The sequence below is a fragment of the Bdellovibrio bacteriovorus HD100 genome (assembly GCF_000196175.1).
Taxonomy (GTDB): domain Bacteria; phylum Bdellovibrionota; class Bdellovibrionia; order Bdellovibrionales; family Bdellovibrionaceae; genus Bdellovibrio; species Bdellovibrio bacteriovorus.
The window spans coordinates 1,459,245-1,482,223 of sequence record NC_005363.1 but is presented as its reverse complement, the minus strand read 5'-3'; the positions used below and the strand labels follow the sequence as shown (position 1 = coordinate 1,482,223).

Below are 22,979 nucleotides of genomic sequence, written 5' to 3'. Positions count from 1 at the left end.
GATTTTTCTGCGGAAGAATTTCTATAATCAAACGTGGACGTAATTATATTGACCCTTTCCCTGGCTGTTTTCTTTCTGGGCTTGGCTTTGTTGACCAACCGGGCCCGACGTCGCAAAGACTTTGCGTTTGAACTAAAGCCCAATTGTCTATTAACTCGCTGGCCAGTGCTTTTTCTGACCGGCCCCCGTTCGATGTTTTACTTCAGTTCGTACTGGAATCTGTACACACCTTATTTGGCAGAACACGGCTACGAGGTCTTCACTCTGCATCTGCCCTGGAACAATCCCCGGCTGCGCCAGGAGAGATTTGAATATTTCCTGAATCAGCAGGAGTCCCAGAATAGAAAATTCCACCTGGTACTTGATACACCTACGTTCACTGAATTCCAGGATGTCTTACGCAAAAGATCCCCGTCCGTGATGAGCATTACACGCATCTGCGACAGCGGCAAAGACACCGGCCCCGGAGATTTGCGGGCCTTCCCTTTGCCGGTCGCTGAGATCGAGATGAGGGACACTCCCAAAGGCAGTCTGTTCTTACATCTGGGGTATCATCTGCACAAACAGTGGGTCCGTCGCAAGGACTTGAACAGCTTAAGTTCACTGGGGGCATTGCCCGCCACAGCCCTTGAAAACTCCGGCCGTTTGCTTGAGCGCGCGCAAACTTTGGCGGAGATGGATCTTCGGGAATCCTAAATACACCTTGCCAGACCTAAATCGTGGTGGTGAGATAATGGAATGAGCGACTATCGTGACGTCACCCCGAACAAGCAGCAGCCCTCTTTTGAAATGACCAAAGAGGTCATCCGCTATATCATCAACTATCTTCGCCACCCGGTTGAAAAAATCAAAACTCTTCCCGACTGGAATTGGCCATTGTTGATCATGACGTTGGTGGCCCTGTCGATCTTATCCGGAGTTTTAACCGGCCTTGTCCCACCAAACTTCTTCCGCATCATGGGTGGCATCATTGTATCCCCGATGGTCGCTGCCGTGACGACCTTCATCGGTTCTTTGTTCATTTACTATTACTTCCAGGTCTTTGAAAAACGCACCTGTTCCCTGCGCAAGATCTTCACGCTGGTGCTCTTTGCGAACATCCCGTTCTTTATTTTCCAAGTGGGATCTGAACTGCTGCCACCGATCACCCTGTTGGGCTTTGCCTTCACCGCACTGCTGATGGCGGTGGGCCTGACTGAAAACTTCCAGATGGAAAAACGCCGCGCCCTCAGATTAGTCACAATCCTGTTCGCCATCGTCTTCATCATCTGGCTCTGGAACAGAATCGACATCTCCCGTCTTGAACGCCTGGGGTAGATACGACGGGCCTGTCTTGGCTCCGTCAGTCTGCTGCCTGCAACTCCGCGACACGCCGTCCGGGCTCTGCCGTGGCCCGCGCTGCGCGCGGGTGCGCGCCATCGTGGCGCCCACGGAGGTCGCTTCCGTTTCTGGCATCAGTCTGCCAGAGCCAAGACAGCCCCTCTTTCTCGGGTTAAATTTAACAACGGGCTTATCTTGAAACAAAAAAAGAGCACCTAAAGGTGCTCTTTTTGACGTTGCTTCATAATTTTCCCCTCTACCACCAAAACAAGCGACCGTTCAAAAAGGTCCAGATGCATCGAATGGCCATGAAGGCCATTCGAGCCTTGCCCGAAGGGAATCGGACAGGAGGTCCGATTGCCACGCGGAGGGTTTTTCGCGCAACGGAGGCGTGCTCCTGCACGTCGAAGTGAAGCGAAAGGCCCGACAACGAAGTCAGATGGGCCTTTTTCAACGGTCGCGCTTAAGCTCTTCCAGTGGAGCCGAACCCGCCTGCGCCACGCTCGGTGTCGCTTAGTTCGTTAACCAGTTCGAATTGTGCTTGGATTACGGGTGCTAGCACCAGTTGAGCACAACGCTCTTGATCGTTGATGGTGACCGCTTCGTTGCCCAGGTTGATCACGATGATTTTTACTTCGCCGCGATAGTCAGCATCGATGGTGCCCGGAGTGTTCAGGACAGTCAGGCCGCTTTTTGCTGCCCAGCCGCTGCGGGGGCGCGCCTGGATTTCGTAACCCAGTGGGATTTCGAAACTGAGGCCGGTTGGGATCATCGCTCTTTCGCCCGGGTTCAAAACCACTGGACCTGCAAGCTGGGCACGCACGTCGAAACCACTGGCGCCCAAAGACTGATACTGAGGCAGATCGCCATGGAAGTTTTCGAGTTTTTTGATTTTTACAGCCAGTTTTTGCATATGATGCCCTTCCCAAAATTTACAGTTTTAGATCTTGCCACCAGTCCTGAAGCTTGGTCACTTCAGGTCCCAGCAGAACGCCTGCGGCTTTGTCCAGATCCAGGACGTTGCGAATATACTCATTCACTGAATCCACTGTCACTGCTTTGATTTCATCAATGACGGACTCTACCGCGCGATAACGGCCAAAGACCATCTCGTTCACGGCCAGTGAGGTCATGCGGTTTTCAATGTCGTCAGATCCCAGCAGGATACTGCCGATGACTTGAGTTTTACACATCTCAACATCCGCCTTGGTCACACCCGCTTTGCGGATCTTGGCGAACTCTTTCGAAATCAGATCCCCCACCTTGCGCGCGTTTTTCGCCTCGGTGCCGGCATAAATTGTCAGCATGCCGGAATCAATGTTGGTGTTCAGACTGGAGTGAATGGAATAAACCAGACCTCTTTTTTCACGCACACTTTGATACAGCTTCGAGGTCATCCCCCCGCCCAGCAAAGTGTTGGTGACCACCGCCTCAAAACGGTGTTTGTCCTGGAAGCTGGCTGTCGGAAGACCCAACAGCATGTGAACCTGCTCCGCCTGTTTTTCAACGACGTGACGACGGTTCAACCAGCGTGGCACGCGACGGGTGTTCTTCAGTTCGCTTTTCTTTTTTGCGCCCAGGCGCTTTTGGATCCCGGCCATCAGATCATCATGATCAATGCACCCGGAGGCGCTGACGATGATATTTTTGCCGGTGTAGGTTTTTTTATAATAGTTCATCACTTGGGTCTGCTTCATGCGCGCCACCGATACCGGCGTACCCAGAATAGGACGACCCAATGGATGTGCGCCATAGACCTGTTCATAGAACACGTCATAGACCATGTCTTCATGGCTGTCTTCGGACATGGCGATTTCCTGAAGGATCACGCCTTTTTCAAGGTCGAACTCCTTCTGGGTCAGCTTCATGTTCGAAACCAGGTCTGCCAGAACATCCAGGGCTTTTTCCCAGTGATCCTTCAGAACCAGAGCATGATAACAAGTGTACTCGCGGGTGGTGTAAGCATTCAGCTCTCCGCCCAGAGCTTCCAAGGATTTGGCAATTTGATAGGCTGAACGGGTTTTGGTGCCCTTGAACACAAGGTGCTCAAGCAAGTGAGAGATCCCGGCCACGTCAGGAGTTTCATCCCGAGTGCCCGTCAAAACCCAAATACCCATAGAAACGGCACGGGACCCTGGATGGAGTTCACTCACCACCCGGATCCCGTTAGAAAGTTCAGATTTTTTGAACTTTGTATTCATCTATTACTGTAGCAAAGCCTTGCGGGAAAGCTTGACGCGACCAGAACGGTCCACTTCAAGAACTTTCACATCGATGATTTCACCTTCTTTTAGTACGTCAGAAACTGCGCGTACACGTTCGTTGGAGATTTCAGAGATGTGCAAAAGACCTTGTGTGTTCGGAAGGATTTCAACGAAAGCACCGAACTCAGCGATTTTCACGATGCGGCCTTTGTAGGTCTTGCCCACTTCAGCTTCAGCGATGATGTCGTTGATCATTGCAATTGCTTTCTTGGTTGCTTCCGGATCAGCAGACGCGATGTTGATAGTACCGTCGTCCTGGATCTCGATCTTAACGCCAGTAGCTTCAGTGATACCACGGATCACTTTACCACCGGAGCCGATCACTTCACGGATCTTGTCTGGCTTGATTTTGATGGTTTCGATACGAGGTGCAAATTCAGAGATCTGACCACGAGGAACCTTCATCACTTTTTCCATTTCGTTCAGGATGTGAGCGCGGCCTTCTTTAGCTTGCGCCAAAGCCTGCTCCATCACTTCGAAGGAAACAGAGTCAATTTTGATATCCATCTGCAAAGCAGTGATACCCGCAGGAGAACCCGCCACTTTGAAGTCCATGTCACCCAGGTGATCTTCGTCACCAAGGATGTCCGTCAGAACCGCAACGCGGTCACCTTCCTTGATCAGCCCCATTGCCACACCGGCAACGTTGCCTTTCAAAGGAACACCGGCGTCAAGCAATGCCATGATACCGGAGCAAACAGTACCCATGGAAGAGGAACCATTGGATTCCAAAACTTCAGACACGATACGGATTGTGTAAGGGAATTTTTCGAAGTCTGGAAGAACCGCTTTGATCGCGCGCTCAGCCAGGTTACCGTGACCGATCTCACGACGGCTGGTACCGGACATACGACCCACTTCACCCACAGAGTATGGAGGGAAGTTGTAGTGAAGCATGAACTTGCGCTTCTGAAGACCCAACAGTGAATCCACCATTTGTTCGTCATCAGCCGTACCCAAAGTCACAGTGCCCAATACTTGAGTTTCACCACGGGTGAACAAGCCGGAACCGTGAGCGCGAGGCAGGATACCCACTTCGTTCGCGATAGGACGAACAGTTTTCACGTCACGACCGTCGATACGAACAGCGCGATCCAGAATCATGGAACGAGCTTCCTGGTATTTCAGATCTTCAACGATAGAGTTCAGTTCTTTTTTACGCTGCTTCAAAAGCTCTTTGTCAGCGATGTCAGCAAGAAGAGCTTTTTCAGCTTCTGCTGCTGCTTCGTTGGCAGCTGCATAACGGTCTTGTTTTTCCTTGATGGAAAGAGCCGCCGCAATTTTAGGTCTCAACAGGCTTTCAGCTTTGGCTTTGAAGTCTGCATCGATGGATGGAGCAGTGAAAGCGCGTTTCGCCACAGAACCGGCTTTTTCACGCAACTCATCCTGTGCGTTCAGAAGAGGAATCAAAGACTGGTGACCGAATTTCAAGGCTGCCAAGGCGTCTGCTTCAGAGATGAATTTCGTTTCACCTTCAACCATCAACAAACCATTGCGAGTACCCGCAACGATCATGTCCATGTCAGATTTTTCCATCTGCTGTGGAGTTGGATTGGCAACGAACTGACCGTCAACGCGTGCGATTTGCACAGCTGCTGTCGGGCCGTTGAATGGAATGTCAGAGCAATGCAAAGCCGCGGATGCACCAAGGCTCGCTAGAATTTCCAGTGGGAATGCGCCATCCGCAGACAACACCGTCGCAACGATTTGTGTTTCGTGGCGGTAGCCTTCAGGGAATACAGGGCGGATTGGACGGTCGATAAGACGAGCGATCAGAACCGCGTCGTTGGTTGGTTTTGCTTCACGTTTGAAGTAACCACCTGGGATTTTGCCTGTTGCGTAGAACTTCTCAATGTACTCAACAGTCAGAGGGAAGAAATCCAGTTCAGAGGCTTTTTTTGAGGAAGTTGCAGTAACAAGAACCATGTTGTTACCGGAGCTTACCAAAGCGGCGCCATCCGCTTGTTTCGCCAAACGGCCTGTTTCGATGGTAATTTGTTTTCCACCCACCGATGTTGTGACAGTCGTTTTCATTAAATCTCCTTGAAGTTATCACAGAGCCTTATGCTCTGCTGCTGTGGCTTGAAACGACGAAGGGGCTCTGCGCCCCTTCATTGCATTTAGAATCTTTTGATTACTTACGGATATCCAAAGCCTTGATAAGGTCTTGGTATTTTTTAACATCTTTGCGATGTAGGTAGTCCAAAAGTTTTCTTCTTTTGTTAACCATAGTCACCAAACCGCGACGGCCGTGGTGGTCTTTTTTGTGTTTCGCAAAGTGGTTTGTCAAATCGTTGATTTTCGCTGTCAAAAGAGCGATTTGAACTTCAGAGGAACCAGTGTCCAGGTCAGAAGTTTTGAATTTTTTTACGATCTGAGATGTTTGATCTTTAGTGACTGCCATTAGCGTCTCCTTAAGTGTTTCCAGGTTGCCCTGAAATGGTTTTAGTTATCACATCCCCCTCGGGCGTCATGGCTGTCGCTCCAGAGAGATTTTTTGTGAAGTTATGGTTTAAACCCAAGCCCCAAACGGGTCAAGAGTATTTAAATACCCTGCGTAGAACGAACCCCCGGCCGGGCTCCAGGCCAATAACGGCCAAAAGCTCGCCCCCCTCTTGGGCCAGAACCTGAATGTACTGGTCCACATCGGGATTGAAGGCCGAAATAAGCTGGGATCTGAGGTCATGGCTGATCTGGCCATTCCCCAAAAGGACCTTGTCTTGCCCCTTGATTCGAATACGTTTCACCTGAGGCAGCGCCAGCTCCATGGGAACAAAAGCAGGGCCTAAAGAGCCGCCTTTGACCGAAGCCTCGATCTGCTCCAGAGTCTGAGCCTGGTCAATTTTATACGGTGAAGACCACGTCCGGCGCAGGCCGCTCATCGCCGCCCCACACCCCAAGGCCTTACCCAGCAGGTCGATCCAGGTGCGGATATAGCTGCCCTTACTGCATTTGATATCAAATTCTGCCCAATCAGAGCCGATTTCCACAGGTTCAATATCCCAGAACTTCATGACCTTCTTGGGAATGGTCACTTCCTGCTCGCCCCGGGCGTATTCATAAAGCTTTTTACCCTGAACCTTGATTGCCGAGTAAATAGGCACTTCAACTTCCATCTCGCCCTGAAGCTTGAGGGCCTCGGACAGGATCAGTTCCCGGGTCAAATGATCCGTGGGACGGGTTTCCAAAGTTTCGCCGGTCGTGTCGAGGGTGTCGGTGCGAATCCCGAACTGCGCACGCAGGCGGTAGCCCTTGTCGCCTTCCAGAATGTATTGGCTAAGTTTTGTGCCCTCGTTCACCAGACAGGCCATCAGACCCGAAGCCATGGGATCCAGAGTGCCGGAATGCCCCACAGCGCGCGTGGAAAGAATGCGGCGCAAACGCGCCACAACGTCATGGCTGGAGATCCCTGAAGGTTTATCCACCAGCAGCAGACCATTGAATTGATTTTTATTCGTCATCGGATTCGTCGGAACCTTCGCCAGGGTTATTGGCCTTGCGCTCAAGCTCAAGCTCGTGAAGGATTTTTTCAACCTTCAGCACCTGCTCGGTGGCGTGATCCAGGTAAAAGGTCAACTTCGGGCAATAACGCATTTTCAGCTCTTTGCCGATGTAGTTCTGAATTTCAAAGGCACGCTCTTGAAGAAGATCCAGGGCTTCATCCTGTTGCTTTTCGTCTCCAAGAATACTGACATAAACTTTTGCCGCACGAAGATCCGCAGGCATTTTTACAGAAGCCACCGTCACCAGACCTGGCAACGGTGTTTTGAAACCACGAATCAGGAACTGAGCAATGGTCGCTTGAATTTCACGCTCAACGCGGGCAATACGGCGCCCATCACCCATATTCTTCATTAGTTAGCTCCGCCCTCTAGCTCACGAGCCACTTCTTTTTTAACGAAGGCTTCCATCTGGTCACCCACTTTAACGTCGTTGTAGTTCTCGATACCGATACCGCACTCATAGCCGGAAGCCACTTCTTTGGCGTCGTCTTTGAAGCGTTTAAGGGAGGCAATTTTGCCTTCGTATACAATTTTATTTTCACGCAGCAAACGGATGCTCGCGTTACGCTGAACTTTACCATCGATAACGAAGCAACCTGCAATCGTACCAACTTTAGGAACAGTGAACACGTTACGCACTTCTGCACGACCCAGGACTTCTTCGACGATATCCGGAGACAACAGACCGCCCATGGCCGCCTTCATCTGGTCGATCAGCTCGTACACGATAGAATACGTACGAACATCCACGCCCATTTGTTTTGCTTTCGCCTGTGCGCCCAGATCCGGACGTACGTTGAAGCCCAGAACGATACCTTTTGCCGTGTTGGCAAGAACGATATCACCCTCGTTGATACCACCCACTGCAGAGTGGATAACACGAGCTTTAACTTCCGGAGTGGAAAGTTTGGCAAGCATTCCGTTGATCGCTTCCAAAGAACCATGCACATCGGCTTTCAACACGATCGCTAGCTCTTTCACGTCGCCGGCTTTTACTTTCGCAAACACTTCGTCCAGAGACAATTTAGCCGCCGGAGTTGCTGCCGCTTTTTCAGCCTGCTCTTTTCTCAATTCAGAAACCTTGGTCGCCGTGACTTCGTCTTTCACGATGTCGAACTTGTCACCGGCAGCAGGAACCGCCTCAAGACCCAGCACCTCAACAGGGATACCAGGACCCGCGGACTGAACACGCTCACCACGGTCGTTGGTCAAAGAACGAACGCGGCCTTTCATGGTACCAGCAACGATGTACTGACCCACTTCAACCGTACCGTCTTTAACCAGCAAAGTCGCCACAGGGCCTTTGCCTTTTTCCATTTTCGCTTCGATTACCAGACCGGTACCGGAACGTTTTGGATTTGCTTTCAATTCGGCCACTTCCGCAACCAATTTGATCTGCTCCAGCAATTCAGTGATACCCGTTTTCTTCAATGCAGAAACTTCGCAGAAGATCGTGGATCCACCCCACTCCTCAGGAACGATTTCAAGCTCAGTCAACTGTTGCTTGATACGCTCTGGGTTGGCGCCTGGTTTATCAATTTTATTCACTGCCACGATGATTGGTACGCCCGCTGCTTTGGCGTGGTTAATCGCCTCTTGAGTCTGAGGCATCATACCGTCATCCGCCGCCACCACGATGATCGCGATGTCAGTGGCGTTGGCACCACGAGCACGCATAGCCGTGAAGGCTTCGTGGCCCGGGGTATCCAGGAATGTGATCAGGCTGCCGTCTTCGATTTTCACGCTGTAAGCACCAATGTGCTGTGTGATACCGCCGGCCTCACCTTTGGCCACGTCCGCATTGCGAATCGCATCCAAAAGGGATGTTTTACCGTGATCGACGTGACCCATAACAGTTACTACTGGAGGACGAGTCACTGGAGCTGCATCCAGATCACCGAATGCCGTCTGTTCAGCAACTTCGTCCGCCGTTTTAAATACGTTTTGTGCTTCCCAACCAAACTCCGGAACGATCAAGGCGATCGTGTCGAAATCCAGATCCATGTTCATGTTGGCCATCACACCCTGTTTCATCAGTTCACGAACCAATTGAGGCGCCTTCAGACCCATTTCCATGGCCAGGTCGCTCAATTTCATAGTGTTATTCACCTTCACGACACGTTTGTGCGCGGAAGGAGTCGTGATCTGAGTTTTCATGGCGTCACGATCCAACAGACCTTTTTTCTTTTTAGGCTGGAAGACCATCTCACGCTTACGGAATTCAACCGCGTTGAAGCTGACTACAACTTCTTCTTTTTCACCAGCACCACGACCGGCAGCCGCTGGGCCTGCCGCCGGAGCAGAAGGGCCAAAGGTGCGTTTGCGCTTGTCGAAGTCACGACCGCCACGATCAGCACCCGTTTCTACGATAGGTTCAGGCGGCTGGTTGGCTGCCACGAAACCTGTGCGGATGTTGCGCGTCGGCGCGCCGCCCGCAGGGCGGTTGAAGCCCCCCGGACGCTGTCCGGTGAAGCTGGCGCTGGCACCACGCTGTTCGCCACCGGCACGTGGAGTGAATCCACCTGCAGGGCGTTCGCCTTGAGGGCGCTGCGGAGCCTGGGACTGAACGCGGGAAAGATCCATGCGTCCAATAATATTTCTTTTAGGAGCGGAAGCCGGTGTTGCCGAGCTGGATACACCGCTCGTGCCCACAACAACTTCCTTCTTGCGTGCCTGAGGAGCCGGGGCTTCAGGAGCTGCTGCCACTGGAGCGGCAGGAACTTCTTTGGCAACCACGGGTTCTGGCTTTTCAACCGGAGCCGGCGCTTCCTCTTTCACAGCTGCTTTAACAGGAGCTTTTTCTTCAACTGGGGCGGCCGCTTCCACTTCCGGAGTTTCTTCAACTTCTTCCGCTTCTGCTTTTACAGCCGGCTTTTTCACCACGACACGTGTGGTTTTAGGAGCCGCTGCCGCCTCTTCAACTTCGCCTTCAGGCTTCGCCACCACTTTGGCTTTTGGAGCCTCAGCAGGCACTTCGTCTTTTTTACGACGAATCACAGGAGTTTTGGCCGCCGCCGAAGAAGCATCAGCTTCCGGAACCGGAGCAGCCACAGCCGCCTTTTTCGGCGCCGCTTTGCGAGCCGCTGTCTTTTTTGGTTTGGCCTCATCGCCGGATTTCTCACCGCCGCTGAGTTTAATTTTAATCTGCTCCAGAACTTCGGGCTCCAGCTCCGCCATGTGGCTCTTCACCGGCAAGTGCCACTCGCGGATCTTATCCATGAGGGCCAGCGGGGTCATCCCGATCTCTTTTGCAAATTCAAAAACCTTTGGATTACTCACTCAGTCTCCCTGCTTAGACCCCGGAACTTTCCGGGGCAGCCTGCCTCACCCCGATACTTTGCCGGGGCGGCGTTGTTGTTCTCTATCCAAATAACTAAATACTACTCTTCTTCAGCTTCGAGTTTTTTCAACTCTTGCTTCAACAGAAGATCGGCCTGCTCTTTTGCAGACACGTTGGAACCTTTGTCCTTGGCAACTGAAGGAGCGGTTGGAACCGGCACACCTTCAGATTCATACTTCGCAACCAGGCCTTTGGCTTCTTTGGAAAGCTTTTCGGCTTTGTCTGGATCGTCGTAACCAGGGATTGTCATCAGCTCTTCAACAGCCGCCGTCGCCACAGCCTGGAATGAACCGAAGCCGGACTGGAAGATGTTCTGAGCCATGGTTTCGCTCATGCCCGGGATCAACATCAGATTGAAGATGGATTCCGCTGTGCGGGAAGCCGCTGAAGATTCAGAAATGATATCCAGCTTCCAAGTTGTCAGTTTCGCTGCCAGACGCACGTTTTGACCACGTTTACCGATAGCCAAAGACAATTGAGAGTCCGGAACAACGATTTCCATTTCGCGGTTGGCATCATCCAGGAACACGCGGGAGATTTCCGCAGGCGCCAAAGCGTTGCACGCGAAACGAGTGATATCCTCGTCCCAAGGAACGATGTCGATTTTCTCGCCACGAAGCTCCTGAACGATATTCTGAACACGGGAACCCTTCATACCCACGCAAGCCCCTACCGGGTCCACGGAGTTGTCTTTGGAACGAACCGCGATTTTCGCGCGCTGTCCTGGTTCACGAGCGGCTGCCATGATTTCCACAACACCGTCGTAGATCTCTGGAACTTCCATTTCGAAAAGTTTCATCAAATAACGTTCATCAGCGCGGGACATGATGATCTGAGGACCACGTGTCGTCTGACGAACTTCAGAAAGGTAACCCTGAATGCGATCGCCTGGCTTGTATTGTTCGCCCGGGATCTGTTCACGAGGCGGAATGTAAGCCTCAGTGCGGCCCAAATCGACAACGATCGCGCCTTTTTCAACACGACGTGCGATACCGGAAGCGATCTCGCCTTTGCGCTCTTCAAATTCATTGAAGATGATGTTGCGTTCCGCATCACGCACTTTCTGCATGATGATTTGTTTTGCAGTCTGAGCAGCGATACGGCCCAGGTCGGAAGCTTCCATTTTGATACCAATGGAGTCATCCAGCTGAACATTTGGATCCAGCTTCTGAGCTTCATCAAGAGGAATCTCAACTTCTTCATCGATGTATTTTTCACGAGGAACAACTTCTTTGAACTCAAACAGTTCAACTTCGCCGGTGTCTTCGTTGTATGCAGCTTCGATCTCGCGGTAAGTACCGTATTTTTTACGTGCAGCTACCAGCATACCCTGAGTGATTGCATCGATAACAACCTGTTTGTCGATACCTTTGTCTTTTCCGACTTGATCAATCACCTTGGAAAGATCTGAAAACACATTTTCAGCCATGATTTTCCTCTCTCGTTACTTTTTCTGACCTTTAGTATATTCAAAAACCAATTTTGCCCTGTCGATCATCGCGTACGGGATTTTGATCTCCACGTCCTTCACAACAAAGCGAACACCCTGCTCGTCGGCGGATTCAAGAACCTCTTCGACGGTTTTGGCGTTCTTCCATTTTTTGTCTTCCACTCCCACGGACTCCAGCGCCTTGGTAGTTTTGATGTAAACCTTTTTGCCAATCGCCTTTTTGAAGTGCCATGGTTTTTTAAGATGACGATCCAGACCCGGAGTTGAAACCTCCAGATTGTATTCGCCACCTGGAATCATCTCTTCATCTGCATCCAGAATTTCGCTCAAACCGCGGGACACGTTGGTGCAATCCTCAATGCTGATTGCGCCTTCTTCTTCTCTGTCGATGAAAAGACGAAGCGTGCGCCCCTTGCCCAAACCAACGAATTCAATATCGTAAAGCACACAGCCCTGCGCGGCCGCGACGTCGTTGGCGATCTTTTCTACTTTTGCCATCCAAGATGGAGACTCTGACATTTCGTTCAATCCTAAAATAAAATAAGCTCAAACAAGCCCCTAAGAACCTGTCTCAGCTACCTCGTCGCACGTTTTGGGTCGACATGTGGGAACTGCCCGGGCGGGGCCGGTACAAAAAAAAATGGGCCTGCGGGGCCCATTGAACGGATCTAAATTAACAATAAAATCGAAGAAGTGCAAGGGTTTATCTGAGCTGAGCCCTTGGACCCTTTGTGGGTCAGGATAGTGAGTACAAAATCGCTGTGGCCCCGTCCTTATAGTACCGGGGGCGCCGGCGAACTTCCGTAAACCCGAGTTTTTCATAGAGTTTTTGCGCAGAAACATTCTCTTCATGAACTTCCAGCCACAAGGCCCGACCTTGACCCTTTGCGGCGATCATATGCCTCAACAGGTGCTCCATCAGGCCGCGACGGCGAAACTGAGGATGGGTCGCCACCAGCGAAATCTCCCAAACATCCGGGGTTTCACGGTACAGGACAAAACCCGTAAGAACCTCACCTTCAAAGACTCCGATGGCTTCAGCCGTGGCCAGCTCGGCCCCCAATAAATCCTGGGGCCAGTAAAAAGACGCGGCCAGCCCCTGTTCGGCATGAATCGCCTCCACCAGGGCACGCATTGCGGGCTTCTGTGGCCCTTTTAGAACTTCCACATGCATACTTATTCCGCCACGAAATTTCGCACTTTGTATTTACGCTGAATAACTTCAAACCACGAGCGGATGCGCTCTTCCAGCTGCTGCTGGGCCAGAAACGCCTTGATGTTGTCGCGGAAATCCTCAAACGGAGAACTTCCGAACTTGGCGCGGTTTTTCTCGTAATAAGCCTGCGCCTCCTGATCGGTGATAATTCCGGTCATGGAGTTGGTTTTGAATTTCAGAAAACTTTTAGCCACCAGCTTGCGCGTGGTGAAACGGCGCACTTCCGCCGCCGTGGGCTCAATCCCCGCCCAATAGGCACGTCCCGCCACCGCTTTTTCAACCTTGGCCACCGCCGCATCAACTTCCGCCTCCGGAACACCGGCCACATTGAAGTTTTCCGCCTCCAAGACCACAACCTGCTCCAGCAACACCTGAGTCACCGCCCCGGAAAACCCCGGCTGCCCCGGCCGCACTTCCGGCAAAGTGTTTTTAGGCAACTTTGAACTGGGCTCCAGAACCTGCCCAATCACCATGGAAATCTGCACTTCCCGACTGGTGACCACATAATCAGACACCTGTCCCACCGTCTCCGTCACCAGAGTCGCCGCTTGGGCCGAAATCGTAAAAAAGAAAATCAAAAGAAAGCGCATAGGATTACTATGCTTAAAAAGCACGACGAAGTCCAGCCTTCGCACCGCCCGGCGCTTTGGCCCCCCGGGCTGTCCCCCGAAAAAACACAACCCCCGCTTTTTAGGGCGGGGGTTGATAACCACTGAGGAATTTAACTTCTTACTTTTCTAATTAGATTAGAAATTTACGCGACCGACAATAGACATTACGTAATACTGCAGTTTTTCGATCGGAGTCCCGTACTGAGGTCCAGACATCCAGGTATTTTCTGCGTTTACACGGCTGGAAAGATTCCACATGTAACGGAAGTCCACACCCAAAGAGTACTTCGGAGAGAACTCAAGGTCCGCACCCACGATAGTACCGATATCCACCGCGTGAGAGTTCGCAGTCGTATCGTTGTAGTAACCGTAGTTGTCGTTAGACCAGCTGAAAGATCTGTAAGAGTATGACACCAAACCACCAATGACTGGCTTGATGATACCGCTGAACAACTGAACTTTCGCAGCCAACTGACCAGAGTACTGGTTCACGTCGATGTTGTTCGGGATCCAGGTGCTGGCGTTGTTGTACGGATAGTTGTTGTAACCGTTATAACCGTAGCCACCAGAGTAGTAACCTTGACCTTCAACTGTATAGTTGGAGTAAAGGAAAGAACCCTCGATCACGAAGTTGTCATATTTATTACCGAAAGCCACACCCAAAGAGTAGTTGCCTTTGACGTTCTTAACATCTGGATAGTCACCCACCCCGACGATACCGGCAACATACTTGGTTTCGATTGGAGCCAAAGCTGTTTCTTCTTCCACTTTCATGGCCGCAGCCAGTTCCTCACGAATGATGTCGCGGGTGTTTTCTTTTGGTTCTTCAACCTGCTGAACCTGAACAGGCTGTGCGTACACAGGCTGCTGAACAGCTTGAGGCTGTTGTTGCTGCTGTTCGTTCATTTGATTGAACTTGTCACCAAATAGAACGTTAGCGCGTTTTTTCTCATCTTCCATACGGGCAGATTCAAGTTTTTCAACAATGCGCTGCTCAGTCTGCATTTCAGCGTCCTGACGGGCACGACGGATTTGTTCCGCGCGGCTTTCAGTCAGCGGAGAAGCCTCAATAATAGTTGTAGGCTGCTTCTGGATTTGTTGCTGTTGCAACTGAGCTGTGGAAGTCGGTGTCGCCTGATTCAGGATATAAATAGGCTGACCGCTTACCGGTGCGGTGTTGGCAATTCCGGCCTGAGCGGCTGGAGCAGCAGGTGCTGTCTGGCTTGAATACATTTGATCAAGCTCAGCATCAACATCGCTTTCAATACTTTGAGCAAGAGCAAACGACGGTGCGATGCTCAAGGCTGCAAGTATATAGAAATACTTTTTCATAGGATCTCCTCGTGGTTCTGGTTATATAAAAACCTTTTAGTCACTGGTCGCATAGAGCAAGCCTGATGCCAACAGCGCCAAAAAGCGTCGCCGGCGTCTAAGTTATTGATATCCCCGGTGTCTCGGCCCCACCACCGGAAAGGGGCTTTTGCCGGAGTGACGGGAATTGTGACAACTTCCAGTACGGTTTCTGAAATTCTTGCAAAGCGGGGTCATAGTGCCCCTGACTATGGATAAATTTGGTAAAACTTCTCTTCGAACTCGGCCGGCGACGCCGGAGTGCAGACGCTATATAAGGAGATTCCCGGATGTCCCCTGCTCTATTTCTTCGTTCTTCTGCTGTCCTTCTGTCTCTATCTCTTCTTAGTGCCTGCGGCGGCTCTGGCGGTGGCAGCGATCTTAAAGTCGAACCTTCGAACTGTGAAGTATCCGGAAAATCCTTTGGTATCGTGAATGGACAAACCCTGGCTTCGGGGAATGAGTTGAGCTCTTCCACCGTCATGGTCATTCATATGAATTATAAAGAAGAGACCAGCATCTGCACCGGAACCCTGGTTGCAAATAACAAAGTTCTGACCGCGGCTCACTGTATTTCCAGCTGGGGCGGCAAAACGGCCATCGCTTTTTCCAATAACGTGGGCTGTGTTTCTTCTGCTCCGAAAAGAACTTTGCGTCTCGTGACTGATACGGCGGTTCCTGATGCTTACTCTTATTGGAACAAAACAGACTTCAACAACGCCTCGACAGATCTGGCCGTGCTGAAATTCTCTGGCAGCATCCCTGAAGGCTACAAAATCCGTGAACTGCCACAAAAATCCTACAGCGTGGCACCTACAGACCGACTGATTATGACGGGCTATGGAACCACCACAGAAAAAGGCGAAGACTCTGGAACTTTGCGTTTCACCTCCACGCCTTCGTCCAATGTTCTGGGCACCAGCTTTTATCTGGCCTTGGTTGGAAAGTCAGTTTCAGTTCCAAAAACCATCATCGTGGACCAGGCCAATACCGGCGTTTGCACGGGTGACTCCGGCGGTCCGCTTTATAATCAAGTGGGTTCTGACCTGACCCTGGTGGGTATCACCTCCATGGGGGTCGACAACCGCGCCACCGATGAAAAGAAAGTGCGCGTCTGCCACGGCGTTGCCCTGTTCACGGACGTCCGCGAACACCTGGATTGGATCAACGATCAAATCAATAAGCTTTAAGTCAGCTTAAAATTAGGGCAAATTCATGACAAAAGGGGCTTAATAGGCCCCTTTTTCATTTTTTATTTAAAAAATCCTTGTCAGTTCCGGGCAAATTCAATACAAAAGACGTCTCACTGCGGGTGTGGTGAAATGGTAGACACAGGAGACTCAAAATCTCCCGCGAAAGCATGGGGGTTCAAGTCCCTCCACCCGCACCAAATCTTCCCCTTTAAATTCTTCGGACACATCCTCGCTCTTGTTATTTATTTTCTGGCTTCGCACTGGCGTTTTGCTTCGCTGTGGAACTTGAATTTAAAGGGGAAGATTTGGGTAGCTGGGGCTCTCGGTTTGCGGTGCGGGGGCGCGCCCCCGCATTGGATTAAGTTGCGATCCACTGTTATCTTGTGATCGAGCAGTTTTTCATCGGAGGGGTCCCCAGAATCTGGGTTAAGTCCTGACCCTGTTTAAATCGGATCTTCATGATGTAGATTGAATTAAAGGCGGCGTTGAAGATTTCCTGGGCCTTTAGCACGCTGTCTTGTGCTGACAGGATGGCGCTGTCTGAAAGCACGTGGTTGGCGGAAAACTCGTTCACCGACTGATATCTTCTGATGCGGCCCACTTCGGATTCCAGAATATTGTTTGCCATCGTCAGTTCTTCATTCTGTCCATAGTTTGCATTCTGGAATTCGCCGTTTTGATCCAGACGGAACAATTCGATATTTTCAATGTCCTTGGCATACATCACATCCACATCAAGTCCTACGCGGACATCACTTAGAATCTGCATGTTGGAATTTCTTACCGGCAGATACCCACACTGCGTGTTCAATGAAACCGCACTGACGGCGCGGGATGGGACATGAACCGGAAATGGTGCCACGGCCGGAAGGTTGTCACAGTTGTAGCGGTCCAGACACTCTTCAGCCCGAGAGCGAATCTCGTTGATCCTGGTCTCCAGAGCCATCGACTTTGGTTCAAAGTACACGGCATAAAGGGCTTTGCTGACCCGGGCTTGCATACCTTTGATTTCTGCCAGCAGTTCCTCGTGCTCAAAAATCCAGTCAGCCAGTAATTTCAAGTGCTGCCACTTTTTCTGTCTTGGACGGATGTTTTCAGCGCCCTCGAAAATATCCAACGGTTTTACCACATAGGCGAACACCGGGGAATTCTCGATCGTAAAGCTTCTAAAGTACTTTTCTGCGGCGTTTTTTATGCTTTGCAGATCATCCACCACAATTTCATTGGCAAAGACACCCAACGCATCTGCGCCCTGCCCGCCGACAGAAACCACTTTCACCTCCACCGAACCAATCTTATCCAGCTTGCGGATGAATTCTTTGTACTGAACATTCAAATCCCCGCCGAAATTCAGCTTGGGAACTTTCAGTTTGTTCTTCAGATCCAGAATCTGTTCCTTGATGTCTTCGGTGCGGGAATTCTTCACATGAATCAAAACGACCACTTTGGATCGGTGAATCTCCTCTGAAACAAAGTGCGTTCCGCATCTTCTCAAAACTTCCTGCCACTTGCCGTTGTCCAGCAGGGTCTGATACTCGGGCTTCAGGGACTCTTCTGTCAGGCCTTTGCGACCGTAGGAAAATTCCGCCGTCAGCGCAAAATTCAGGCTGTTCTTGCTTTCCAGAAACTTATGAATCACCCGGTAGTAATTCTGACTGTCAAAATTCACGGCCTTGATTGTGCCCGCCGCATTCAACTGAACATCAAAATTCATTTTTCTTTCCAGCTCGCTGGAGGTCTCAATCATGCTTAGGTCAAACGTTGTTGAAACGGGAGTGTTCCCATCCAGCCATTCACGATCAGAACTTTTAACACAATTGGCCTTGGCCTTGTCGGGGTGGTCCAAGTCCACCCCCGCCCCGAGCCTCAAAGAACTGTTTTCGCTGTAACTGATTGTCTGCGCATACGTCTGCAACGATAACAACAACATTGCCAAAATAATTTTTTTCATAACTTTGTCCCTGCTCTTAAGGAAGTTTCATTCTGAGTATTTTCAAATTCTTTTCTGTTCCCAGCTCGGGCAGCTTGTCGAAATAGTCGTCAGGAACCGACTTCACAAATTTAAATTTCGGATCCAGAATTTTAACACCGGCCAAACCGTCCTGCCCCAGACGCCCTTGCGGACCGGCCAGTCCCGGCTTGCCATCAAGACCTTTTTTACCATGGCGACCGTTATCACCTTCACACGGAGGGACATCACAACTTGAGGTCACCAGAGCCGTCCCAGAAGATCCGCCCTTACCACCTTCGCCCCCTTTGCCACCAACACCACCTTCGCCGCCCATACCTGGCTGACCTCCGGGGCCTCCGCGGTTGTCGAACTCATCCCCGGTCAGTTCCAGCGTGTTGAAGACCTCGGCCACATACAAAGCGATCTTACCGCCGTTGCCACCTCGTCCTCCGTCACCACCAGCGCCGCCATTACCGCCGTTGCCGCCGTGTCCTCCATCACCACCGTCTCCGCCATCGCCAGAGCGATTCCAAATAGCGTACTTTTGGTTCCCACCACGACCGCCGTCCCCACCGACGCCCCCGTTACCACCTTGTTGCCCTCTGCCACCCTTACCGCCCGTGCCGCCTTCGCCCCCAACTGCGCGGATGCGGAAGCCAACCGTCCCTTGGATTCTGTTGATTTTCACAACGATGTCAGAAGCATGAACCCCAGGTTCACCCGGAGCGCCATTGTTGCCGTCCCGGCCATCCATACCATTGTAGCCATGCTGGCCTCGGCCTCCGTCCTCTGGAGAATCTGTCAGGCTGCCGCCCCTGCCATTGCCACCGCGGGCTCCGGCAGAACCGGTGTTGGCAATTTCCAGTACCGCAGAGGCGAATTCACCCTGCTGTCCTTTCACCCCGCGAATGCTTTCCACATTCATAAAGCCTTCAACAGAGTCAGCTACAATCTGCAAATTGGATTGCGTCAGAATTCTCCCCCCGTTTTTGAATTCAATCCGTTTGCAGATCAAATCAACATTCAGAGGTGCATTGCGCAGGTCCTCGTTCTTGCGCGTGATTTCCACGTCGCCGTTAATCACAAGAGTTTCATTCTGACTGCAAAGAAATTGTTGTTCTTCAAGCAGCACGCGGGTTCTTTCTGAGGGATCCCCCAGAATCCGGGCCCATGCAGGGTCAGCAAAAGTCACAGCCGCAGCCAAAGGGATCAGTTTTTTAAACACGTTTTTCATGGTCATTCTCCTTACTAAAATTGAAAGCTCTCAATGGAGACATCATTGGAAATATAAATCTCCGCTTTGGTCACAAGGCCCTCGCGGCCCTCTACACCGGGACGGCCCTCCTGCCCATCCTTGCCGTCCTGACCTTGCGTTCCCGCACTTCCGGCAAGTCCTGAGCTGCCGCCATGACTGAAGACAGAACCGTCACCGCCGTTACCACCTTCTCCACCATGACCACCGCGGCCACCTTTGCCCGCAAGCCCCTTGGCTCCACCCGGTCCGCCTTTGCCACCGGCAACCAGAACATTGATATTGTCGTTTACTTTCACCATATCCAGGAATCGCGGCTTCACCACGACGACCACCAGACCGCCGTCACCGCCTTTGCCGCCATCACCGCCAAATCCACCGTTGCCTCCGTTGCCACCAGCACCCCCATTGCCCCCACGGCCACCTCGGCTGGCTTTACGATCCCACTTGGCACCGCCACCACGGCCGCCCTTGCCACCATTGCCACCTTGTCCGGCGTCCTGAGCATTCAGACCTTTCAGCCCCTTGAGCCCCGCACCTCCACTGGCGACAATTTCCACCCCACTACACAGATCCACACTTTCAAACTGCATGAAAAGTTTGTGCGCGTTCAACCCCGCAACCCCGGGCGCGCCATTGTCACCGTTACGGCCATTCGCGCCGGCACCGCCAGAAGCCCCTGCGCCGCCATCAGAACTGGGTGTGGACTGTGGAATACCCCATTTGATTTTGCCGCCAGCATCACGGCCATTGCCGCCTGCGCCGCCATGACTTCCGTTGGCCGCGGCAACACCTACACAGGACATCAGGGTGCAACTTTTGAACGGTTCAGCCTGATCGGGATTGTTTTTTAGTTCTGTCAAAGAAACGACCTGCTGCGTGTGATCTATTGCAGCTGAAAGATTCAGCGCCGCCACATCCAGGAATTGCACTCGAGAGGATTTCATCACCTCGGCAACAACCAGGCGTGTATTTTGAGCATAGAAAATCATGGCATTGTTTCGGACGGCCAGTTTGCCAATTCGCGCCAGAGCCTGAGATGGGTTTTCAGGCAGCACCAGAAGTGTGTCTTCTTTAATCAGAAGATCCTCGCCTTGAAGGCGAACCCACAAGGGCTTTGCTGCCTTCGCGCGTTCCTGCAGGGATGACATTTGTTCAGAGAGTGTTTCCGCCGTCCATTTCGATTGGTACCGGTCATTCAGACACAACGGGCCCGCATGGGCTTGCACCTGAGTCAGAACCAACAACACGAAGATCCATTTGGAAAAATTCATAAAAACTCCTCATACGATTCAGTTCGCATGAGAAGCTTTTTACAGAATCCAGAAAAATTCCGCGAAGTCCGGTTGGTTAAAACGGCCGGGTTTCAGTTTACTTTTGGTAAAGTCAGTATTCGTACCAGTCTATATTAAGGCAATAGCCGATCTCAGGGTTTCCCTCGCGCGACAAGTTGATGATTTCCTTAATGTTTGCGCGAAGATAATCCCGGATCTTCTGAGCCCCTTCGGCGGACAAAGACATGGGACTTGTATAATGGACATGGGGGTCTTTGTAAAAATCCATCTTTGCAATGGCTCGCTGACGCCAGTTCTGGTGATGCCTTAGAATCATCGGATGGGTTGAATCAAGATGAGTGAACCCCTGCTTGTAATAAAGCTGTCCATTCTTTCTTTCGCACAGGCCCACTTCAATCAGAAACTGAATGGCCGTGTCCACTTTTTCCAAAGGCACACCCAGTTTTTCAGCGATGGTTTTCAGTTCCTTTCCTGCGGGGGTTGGCAGCAGATTCCTGACACCAGTATAGAGCCAGGAGGAATAGTAGGTGGCTTTGTCGACATCACTCAGGACAACATCCTTGGGAACCCGGGCACTGATGGACTTGGCTTCGGACTGCAGGATCTGGATCTTGTCTTTAAGCCGCGCCTGCAGCTTGACGGAACCCGCCCGCCCCAGCTCGATCATCAGCATAAAGACATCCGTTTCTTTGTCACCAAAACCAAAGAAGGCTGCGGCCTCCAAGCCCTGTTCAGAAGAAAGATTTTTTTCACCTTTCAGAATCTGCGAAAACAACGAGGTGCTGATTCGCATCGCTTCAACCAATCTTCCGCGGTACTTCTTGTCAGTCCGCTCTTGTGATTGAAGTACATCCTTAAAGAACAGCCTGTAGTCATCGTAATTATAAATATCCAGCATGCCCCCAGTTTACTAACGGTAAACAAAGCCCGACCTGTTTTTCGATTTCCGTGTCAAAAATCAAGACCTTACTCCTGTCTCACAATGAGATTTCGCGACCAACGGCGAGGCATGCCGCTTGCTCTTCAGGTTGTCAGGAGTCGAATATGACAGTGCCAGCATCGCGAAACAGATTCTATTTGCGCCTTATGCCCTGGCTTCTGTGCGGCTTCATGACGTTTATCGTCGCCTGTCAACCCAGTGATCACACCAGCACCGGTCCCACGGAAACCAGTGGCGGCGGCGGAAACACCGGCGACGGCGGTGGCGGCACCGGATTTAACTCCAAAATGTATGAGCAGTACATCACCAAACTTGAGTCCCTGGATGTTTGGAAAACAGAAATCAGCAAAGTTCTGGAAAGAACGTCGTCATTCAACCCGGCGTTGCTCAAAGTATTGCAAAAGAAAACCTGGATTTTTGTGCCCCAAAAACTGAACCGCATTGACGCCGAAAAAATGGGGATGGAATTCCGAACAAAGGATTATGAACAGTATGCCTTTCAAACAGAGGGTGAAATCTGGATCGACAGCAGCGCCTTCAACACCCTGTCCCCCGAAACGCAAGCCTATCTGATTTTCCACGAAACGGTCATGGACCTGTATGTGCAGTCCAAAGCCCTCGCAGTTGCCGTAAAGCCAAAATCGCTGTATTCCATTCTGACTGCGACCGACTATCCAAAAATCCGCGAAGCCACACACCTGCTGATGGATGCCAGTTCAGGCAAGTCCTCCGATGACCTGTTAGTGCATCTCATCGGTCTTGGATTTGATGAACGCGTCGTGGGTTCAGCTCTACGAACAATTCCTCTAGAAGAAAATGGAGCCAAGGATGTCAAAAGTCTGATCTTCTGGATCCAAGACAAATCCATCGAGGAAAGCTGTGTCGCCAAAGATCTGGAAAGCAATCTTGGGCAGGAGCAAAAATGCTCTCTGGGGTTAAGCGCAGACAAGAAGACCGTTATCATCAAAAATGGTGAATCTTCGTTTTTCTTTGAGCTTCCAGGCCCGGAATTACTGCTTGGATATCAAACCTTTCACCTGATCAGCAAAGAAAAGACTGTCAGACTTTCATATTTGGTCCGGGAACCCGAAGACAAAAACGGTTGGACGGCCATCTCTTCCCATGACCTTCTGATCTCCTATTCAGGAACTGGGCAACCGGCCTCTGTCAGATTTGAAACCACCAGCAACCTTACGCCGGTAAAAATCTGGATCTTCTCAAAAATATTTTCTCTTCCTCCGGGCATTGGTTTCGAGTTTTGAGTGGCATCTTACAATATTTACTATTGCCAGAT

At 51.2% G+C, this 22,979-nt stretch carries 20 protein-coding genes and 1 tRNA gene; 5 read left to right on the top strand and 16 right to left on the bottom strand.

What is annotated here, in order from left to right; genetic code table 11:
• The first annotated feature begins 33 nt into the window (after nucleotides 1-33).
• Together BD_RS07070 and BD_RS07065 are read left to right on the top strand one after the other, a co-directional pair.
• On the top strand, nucleotides 34-696 hold the full coding sequence (locus BD_RS07070) for a hypothetical protein (RefSeq protein ID WP_011164037.1): 663 nt from the start codon (nucleotides 34-36) through the stop codon (nucleotides 694-696).
• Between the two features lie 42 nt (nucleotides 697-738).
• Nucleotides 739-1,317 (top strand): Yip1 family protein, encoded by a 579-nt coding sequence (locus BD_RS07065; RefSeq protein WP_011164036.1) that lies wholly within the window; start codon nucleotides 739-741, stop codon nucleotides 1,315-1,317.
• Between the two features lie 466 nt (nucleotides 1,318-1,783).
• On the opposite strand, the gene dut is transcribed toward BD_RS07065, so the two are convergent.
• From dut to BD_RS07005, 12 genes are all read right to left on the bottom strand, one after another.
• Nucleotides 1,784-2,233: a dUTP diphosphatase gene (gene dut / locus BD_RS07060; RefSeq protein ID WP_011164035.1), complete on the bottom strand. Its 450-nt coding sequence runs from the start codon at nucleotides 2,231-2,233 to the stop codon at nucleotides 1,784-1,786.
• Nucleotides 2,234-2,252: 19 nt separating this feature from the next.
• Entirely contained in the window at nucleotides 2,253-3,521 is a 1,269-nt protein-coding gene (locus BD_RS07055; RefSeq protein WP_011164034.1) for a M16 family metallopeptidase, read from the bottom strand.
• A 3-nt stretch (nucleotides 3,522-3,524) separates the two neighbouring features.
• A complete protein-coding gene (gene pnp, locus BD_RS07050) occupies nucleotides 3,525-5,618 on the bottom strand; it encodes a polyribonucleotide nucleotidyltransferase (RefSeq protein WP_011164033.1) in 2,094 nt (697 codons plus the stop codon).
• Nucleotides 5,619-5,718: 100 nt separating this feature from the next.
• Nucleotides 5,719-5,988, bottom strand: coding sequence for a 30S ribosomal protein S15 (rpsO, locus tag BD_RS07045; protein ID WP_011164032.1), 270 nt, complete (start codon nucleotides 5,986-5,988; stop codon nucleotides 5,719-5,721).
• A gap of 130 nt (nucleotides 5,989-6,118) precedes the next feature.
• The gene (gene truB / locus BD_RS07040) at nucleotides 6,119-7,045 is read right to left on the bottom strand and encodes a tRNA pseudouridine(55) synthase TruB (protein WP_011164031.1); all 927 of its coding nucleotides are present in this window, start codon (nucleotides 7,043-7,045) and stop codon (nucleotides 6,119-6,121) included.
• Nucleotides 7,035-7,439, bottom strand: a complete 405-nt coding sequence (gene rbfA, locus BD_RS07035; RefSeq protein ID WP_011164030.1) for a 30S ribosome-binding factor RbfA — start codon at nucleotides 7,437-7,439, stop codon at nucleotides 7,035-7,037. The genes truB and rbfA overlap by 11 nt, the downstream gene beginning before the upstream one ends.
• The gene (gene infB, locus BD_RS07030) at nucleotides 7,439-10,366 is read right to left on the bottom strand and encodes a translation initiation factor IF-2 (RefSeq protein ID WP_011164029.1); all 2,928 of its coding nucleotides are present in this window, start codon (nucleotides 10,364-10,366) and stop codon (nucleotides 7,439-7,441) included. The genes rbfA and infB overlap by 1 nt, the downstream gene beginning before the upstream one ends.
• Before the next feature lie 101 nt (nucleotides 10,367-10,467).
• Entirely contained in the window at nucleotides 10,468-11,856 is a 1,389-nt protein-coding gene (gene nusA, locus BD_RS07025) for a transcription termination factor NusA (protein WP_011164028.1), read from the bottom strand.
• A gap of 15 nt (nucleotides 11,857-11,871) precedes the next feature.
• Nucleotides 11,872-12,375 (bottom strand): ribosome maturation factor RimP, encoded by a 504-nt coding sequence (locus tag BD_RS07020; RefSeq protein WP_226988095.1) that lies wholly within the window; start codon nucleotides 12,373-12,375, stop codon nucleotides 11,872-11,874.
• A gap of 238 nt (nucleotides 12,376-12,613) precedes the next feature.
• Nucleotides 12,614-13,012 (bottom strand): GNAT family N-acetyltransferase, encoded by a 399-nt coding sequence (locus BD_RS07015; RefSeq protein WP_226988094.1) that lies wholly within the window; start codon nucleotides 13,010-13,012, stop codon nucleotides 12,614-12,616.
• Nucleotides 13,013-13,053: 41 nt separating this feature from the next.
• Nucleotides 13,054-13,683 (bottom strand): peptidylprolyl isomerase, encoded by a 630-nt coding sequence (locus tag BD_RS07010; RefSeq protein ID WP_144313809.1) that lies wholly within the window; start codon nucleotides 13,681-13,683, stop codon nucleotides 13,054-13,056.
• Between the two features lie 156 nt (nucleotides 13,684-13,839).
• On the bottom strand, nucleotides 13,840-15,036 hold the full coding sequence (locus BD_RS07005; protein ID WP_011164024.1) for a hypothetical protein: 1,197 nt from the start codon (nucleotides 15,034-15,036) through the stop codon (nucleotides 13,840-13,842).
• A gap of 308 nt (nucleotides 15,037-15,344) precedes the next feature.
• Between BD_RS07005 and BD_RS07000 the strand changes: the two genes are divergently transcribed.
• Together BD_RS07000 and BD_RS06995 are read left to right on the top strand one after the other, a co-directional pair.
• Nucleotides 15,345-16,244, top strand: a complete 900-nt coding sequence (locus BD_RS07000; RefSeq protein ID WP_011164023.1) for a S1 family peptidase — start codon at nucleotides 15,345-15,347, stop codon at nucleotides 16,242-16,244.
• 118 nt (nucleotides 16,245-16,362) lie between these two features.
• Nucleotides 16,363-16,444 (top strand) — tRNA-Leu (locus tag BD_RS06995).
• A gap of 179 nt (nucleotides 16,445-16,623) precedes the next feature.
• Here BD_RS06995 and BD_RS06990 read toward each other — a convergent pair.
• The 4 genes from BD_RS06990 to BD_RS06975 form a co-directional block, all read right to left on the bottom strand.
• Nucleotides 16,624-18,198, bottom strand: a complete 1,575-nt coding sequence (locus BD_RS06990; protein WP_011164022.1) for a hypothetical protein — start codon at nucleotides 18,196-18,198, stop codon at nucleotides 16,624-16,626.
• 16 nt (nucleotides 18,199-18,214) lie between these two features.
• Nucleotides 18,215-19,432, bottom strand: a complete 1,218-nt coding sequence (locus BD_RS18400) for a hypothetical protein (protein WP_011164021.1) — start codon at nucleotides 19,430-19,432, stop codon at nucleotides 18,215-18,217.
• A 14-nt stretch (nucleotides 19,433-19,446) separates the two neighbouring features.
• Complete coding sequence (locus BD_RS06980) at nucleotides 19,447-20,724, bottom strand: collagen-like protein (protein ID WP_011164020.1); 1,278 nt, start codon at nucleotides 20,722-20,724, stop codon at nucleotides 19,447-19,449.
• 112 nt (nucleotides 20,725-20,836) lie between these two features.
• Nucleotides 20,837-21,643 (bottom strand): TIGR02147 family protein, encoded by an 807-nt coding sequence (locus BD_RS06975; protein WP_011164019.1) that lies wholly within the window; start codon nucleotides 21,641-21,643, stop codon nucleotides 20,837-20,839.
• A 146-nt stretch (nucleotides 21,644-21,789) separates the two neighbouring features.
• Between BD_RS06975 and BD_RS06970 the strand changes: the two genes are divergently transcribed.
• Nucleotides 21,790-22,947, top strand: coding sequence for a hypothetical protein (locus BD_RS06970; protein ID WP_231839308.1), 1,158 nt, complete (start codon nucleotides 21,790-21,792; stop codon nucleotides 22,945-22,947).
• Nucleotides 22,948-22,979 lie beyond the last annotated feature (32 nt).

Bases quoted from the DNA above. Each gene is read 5' to 3' on its own strand.
- BD_RS07065 (WP_011164036.1), top strand. From the start codon at position 739: ATGAGCGACTATCGTGACGTCACCCCGAACAAGCAGCAGCCCTCTTTT.
- dut (WP_011164035.1), bottom strand. From the start codon at position 2,233: ATGCAAAAACTGGCTGTAAAAATCAAAAAACTCGAAAACTTCCATGGC.
- BD_RS07055 (WP_011164034.1), bottom strand. From the start codon at position 3,521: ATGAATACAAAGTTCAAAAAATCTGAACTTTCTAACGGGATCCGGGTG.
- pnp (WP_011164033.1), bottom strand. From the start codon at position 5,618: ATGAAAACGACTGTCACAACATCGGTGGGTGGAAAACAAATTACCATC.
- rpsO (WP_011164032.1), bottom strand. From the start codon at position 5,988: ATGGCAGTCACTAAAGATCAAACATCTCAGATCGTAAAAAAATTCAAA.
- truB (WP_011164031.1), bottom strand. From the start codon at position 7,045: ATGACGAATAAAAATCAATTCAATGGTCTGCTGCTGGTGGATAAACCT.
- rbfA (WP_011164030.1), bottom strand. From the start codon at position 7,439: ATGAAGAATATGGGTGATGGGCGCCGTATTGCCCGCGTTGAGCGTGAA.
- nusA (WP_011164028.1), bottom strand. From the start codon at position 11,856: ATGGCTGAAAATGTGTTTTCAGATCTTTCCAAGGTGATTGATCAAGTC.
- BD_RS07020 (WP_226988095.1), bottom strand. From the start codon at position 12,375: ATGGCAAAAGTAGAAAAGATCGCCAACGACGTCGCGGCCGCGCAGGGC.
- BD_RS07015 (WP_226988094.1), bottom strand. From the start codon at position 13,012: ATGCGTGCCCTGGTGGAGGCGATTCATGCCGAACAGGGGCTGGCCGCG.
- BD_RS07010 (WP_144313809.1), bottom strand. From the start codon at position 13,683: ATGCGCTTTCTTTTGATTTTCTTTTTTACGATTTCGGCCCAAGCGGCG.
- BD_RS07005 (WP_011164024.1), bottom strand. From the start codon at position 15,036: ATGAAAAAGTATTTCTATATACTTGCAGCCTTGAGCATCGCACCGTCG.
- BD_RS07000 (WP_011164023.1), top strand. From the start codon at position 15,345: ATGTCCCCTGCTCTATTTCTTCGTTCTTCTGCTGTCCTTCTGTCTCTA.
- BD_RS06990 (WP_011164022.1), bottom strand. From the start codon at position 18,198: ATGAAAAAAATTATTTTGGCAATGTTGTTGTTATCGTTGCAGACGTAT.
- BD_RS18400 (WP_011164021.1), bottom strand. From the start codon at position 19,432: ATGAAAAACGTGTTTAAAAAACTGATCCCTTTGGCTGCGGCTGTGACT.
- BD_RS06980 (WP_011164020.1), bottom strand. From the start codon at position 20,724: ATGAATTTTTCCAAATGGATCTTCGTGTTGTTGGTTCTGACTCAGGTG.
- BD_RS06975 (WP_011164019.1), bottom strand. From the start codon at position 21,643: ATGCTGGATATTTATAATTACGATGACTACAGGCTGTTCTTTAAGGAT.
- BD_RS06970 (WP_231839308.1), top strand. From the start codon at position 21,790: ATGACAGTGCCAGCATCGCGAAACAGATTCTATTTGCGCCTTATGCCC.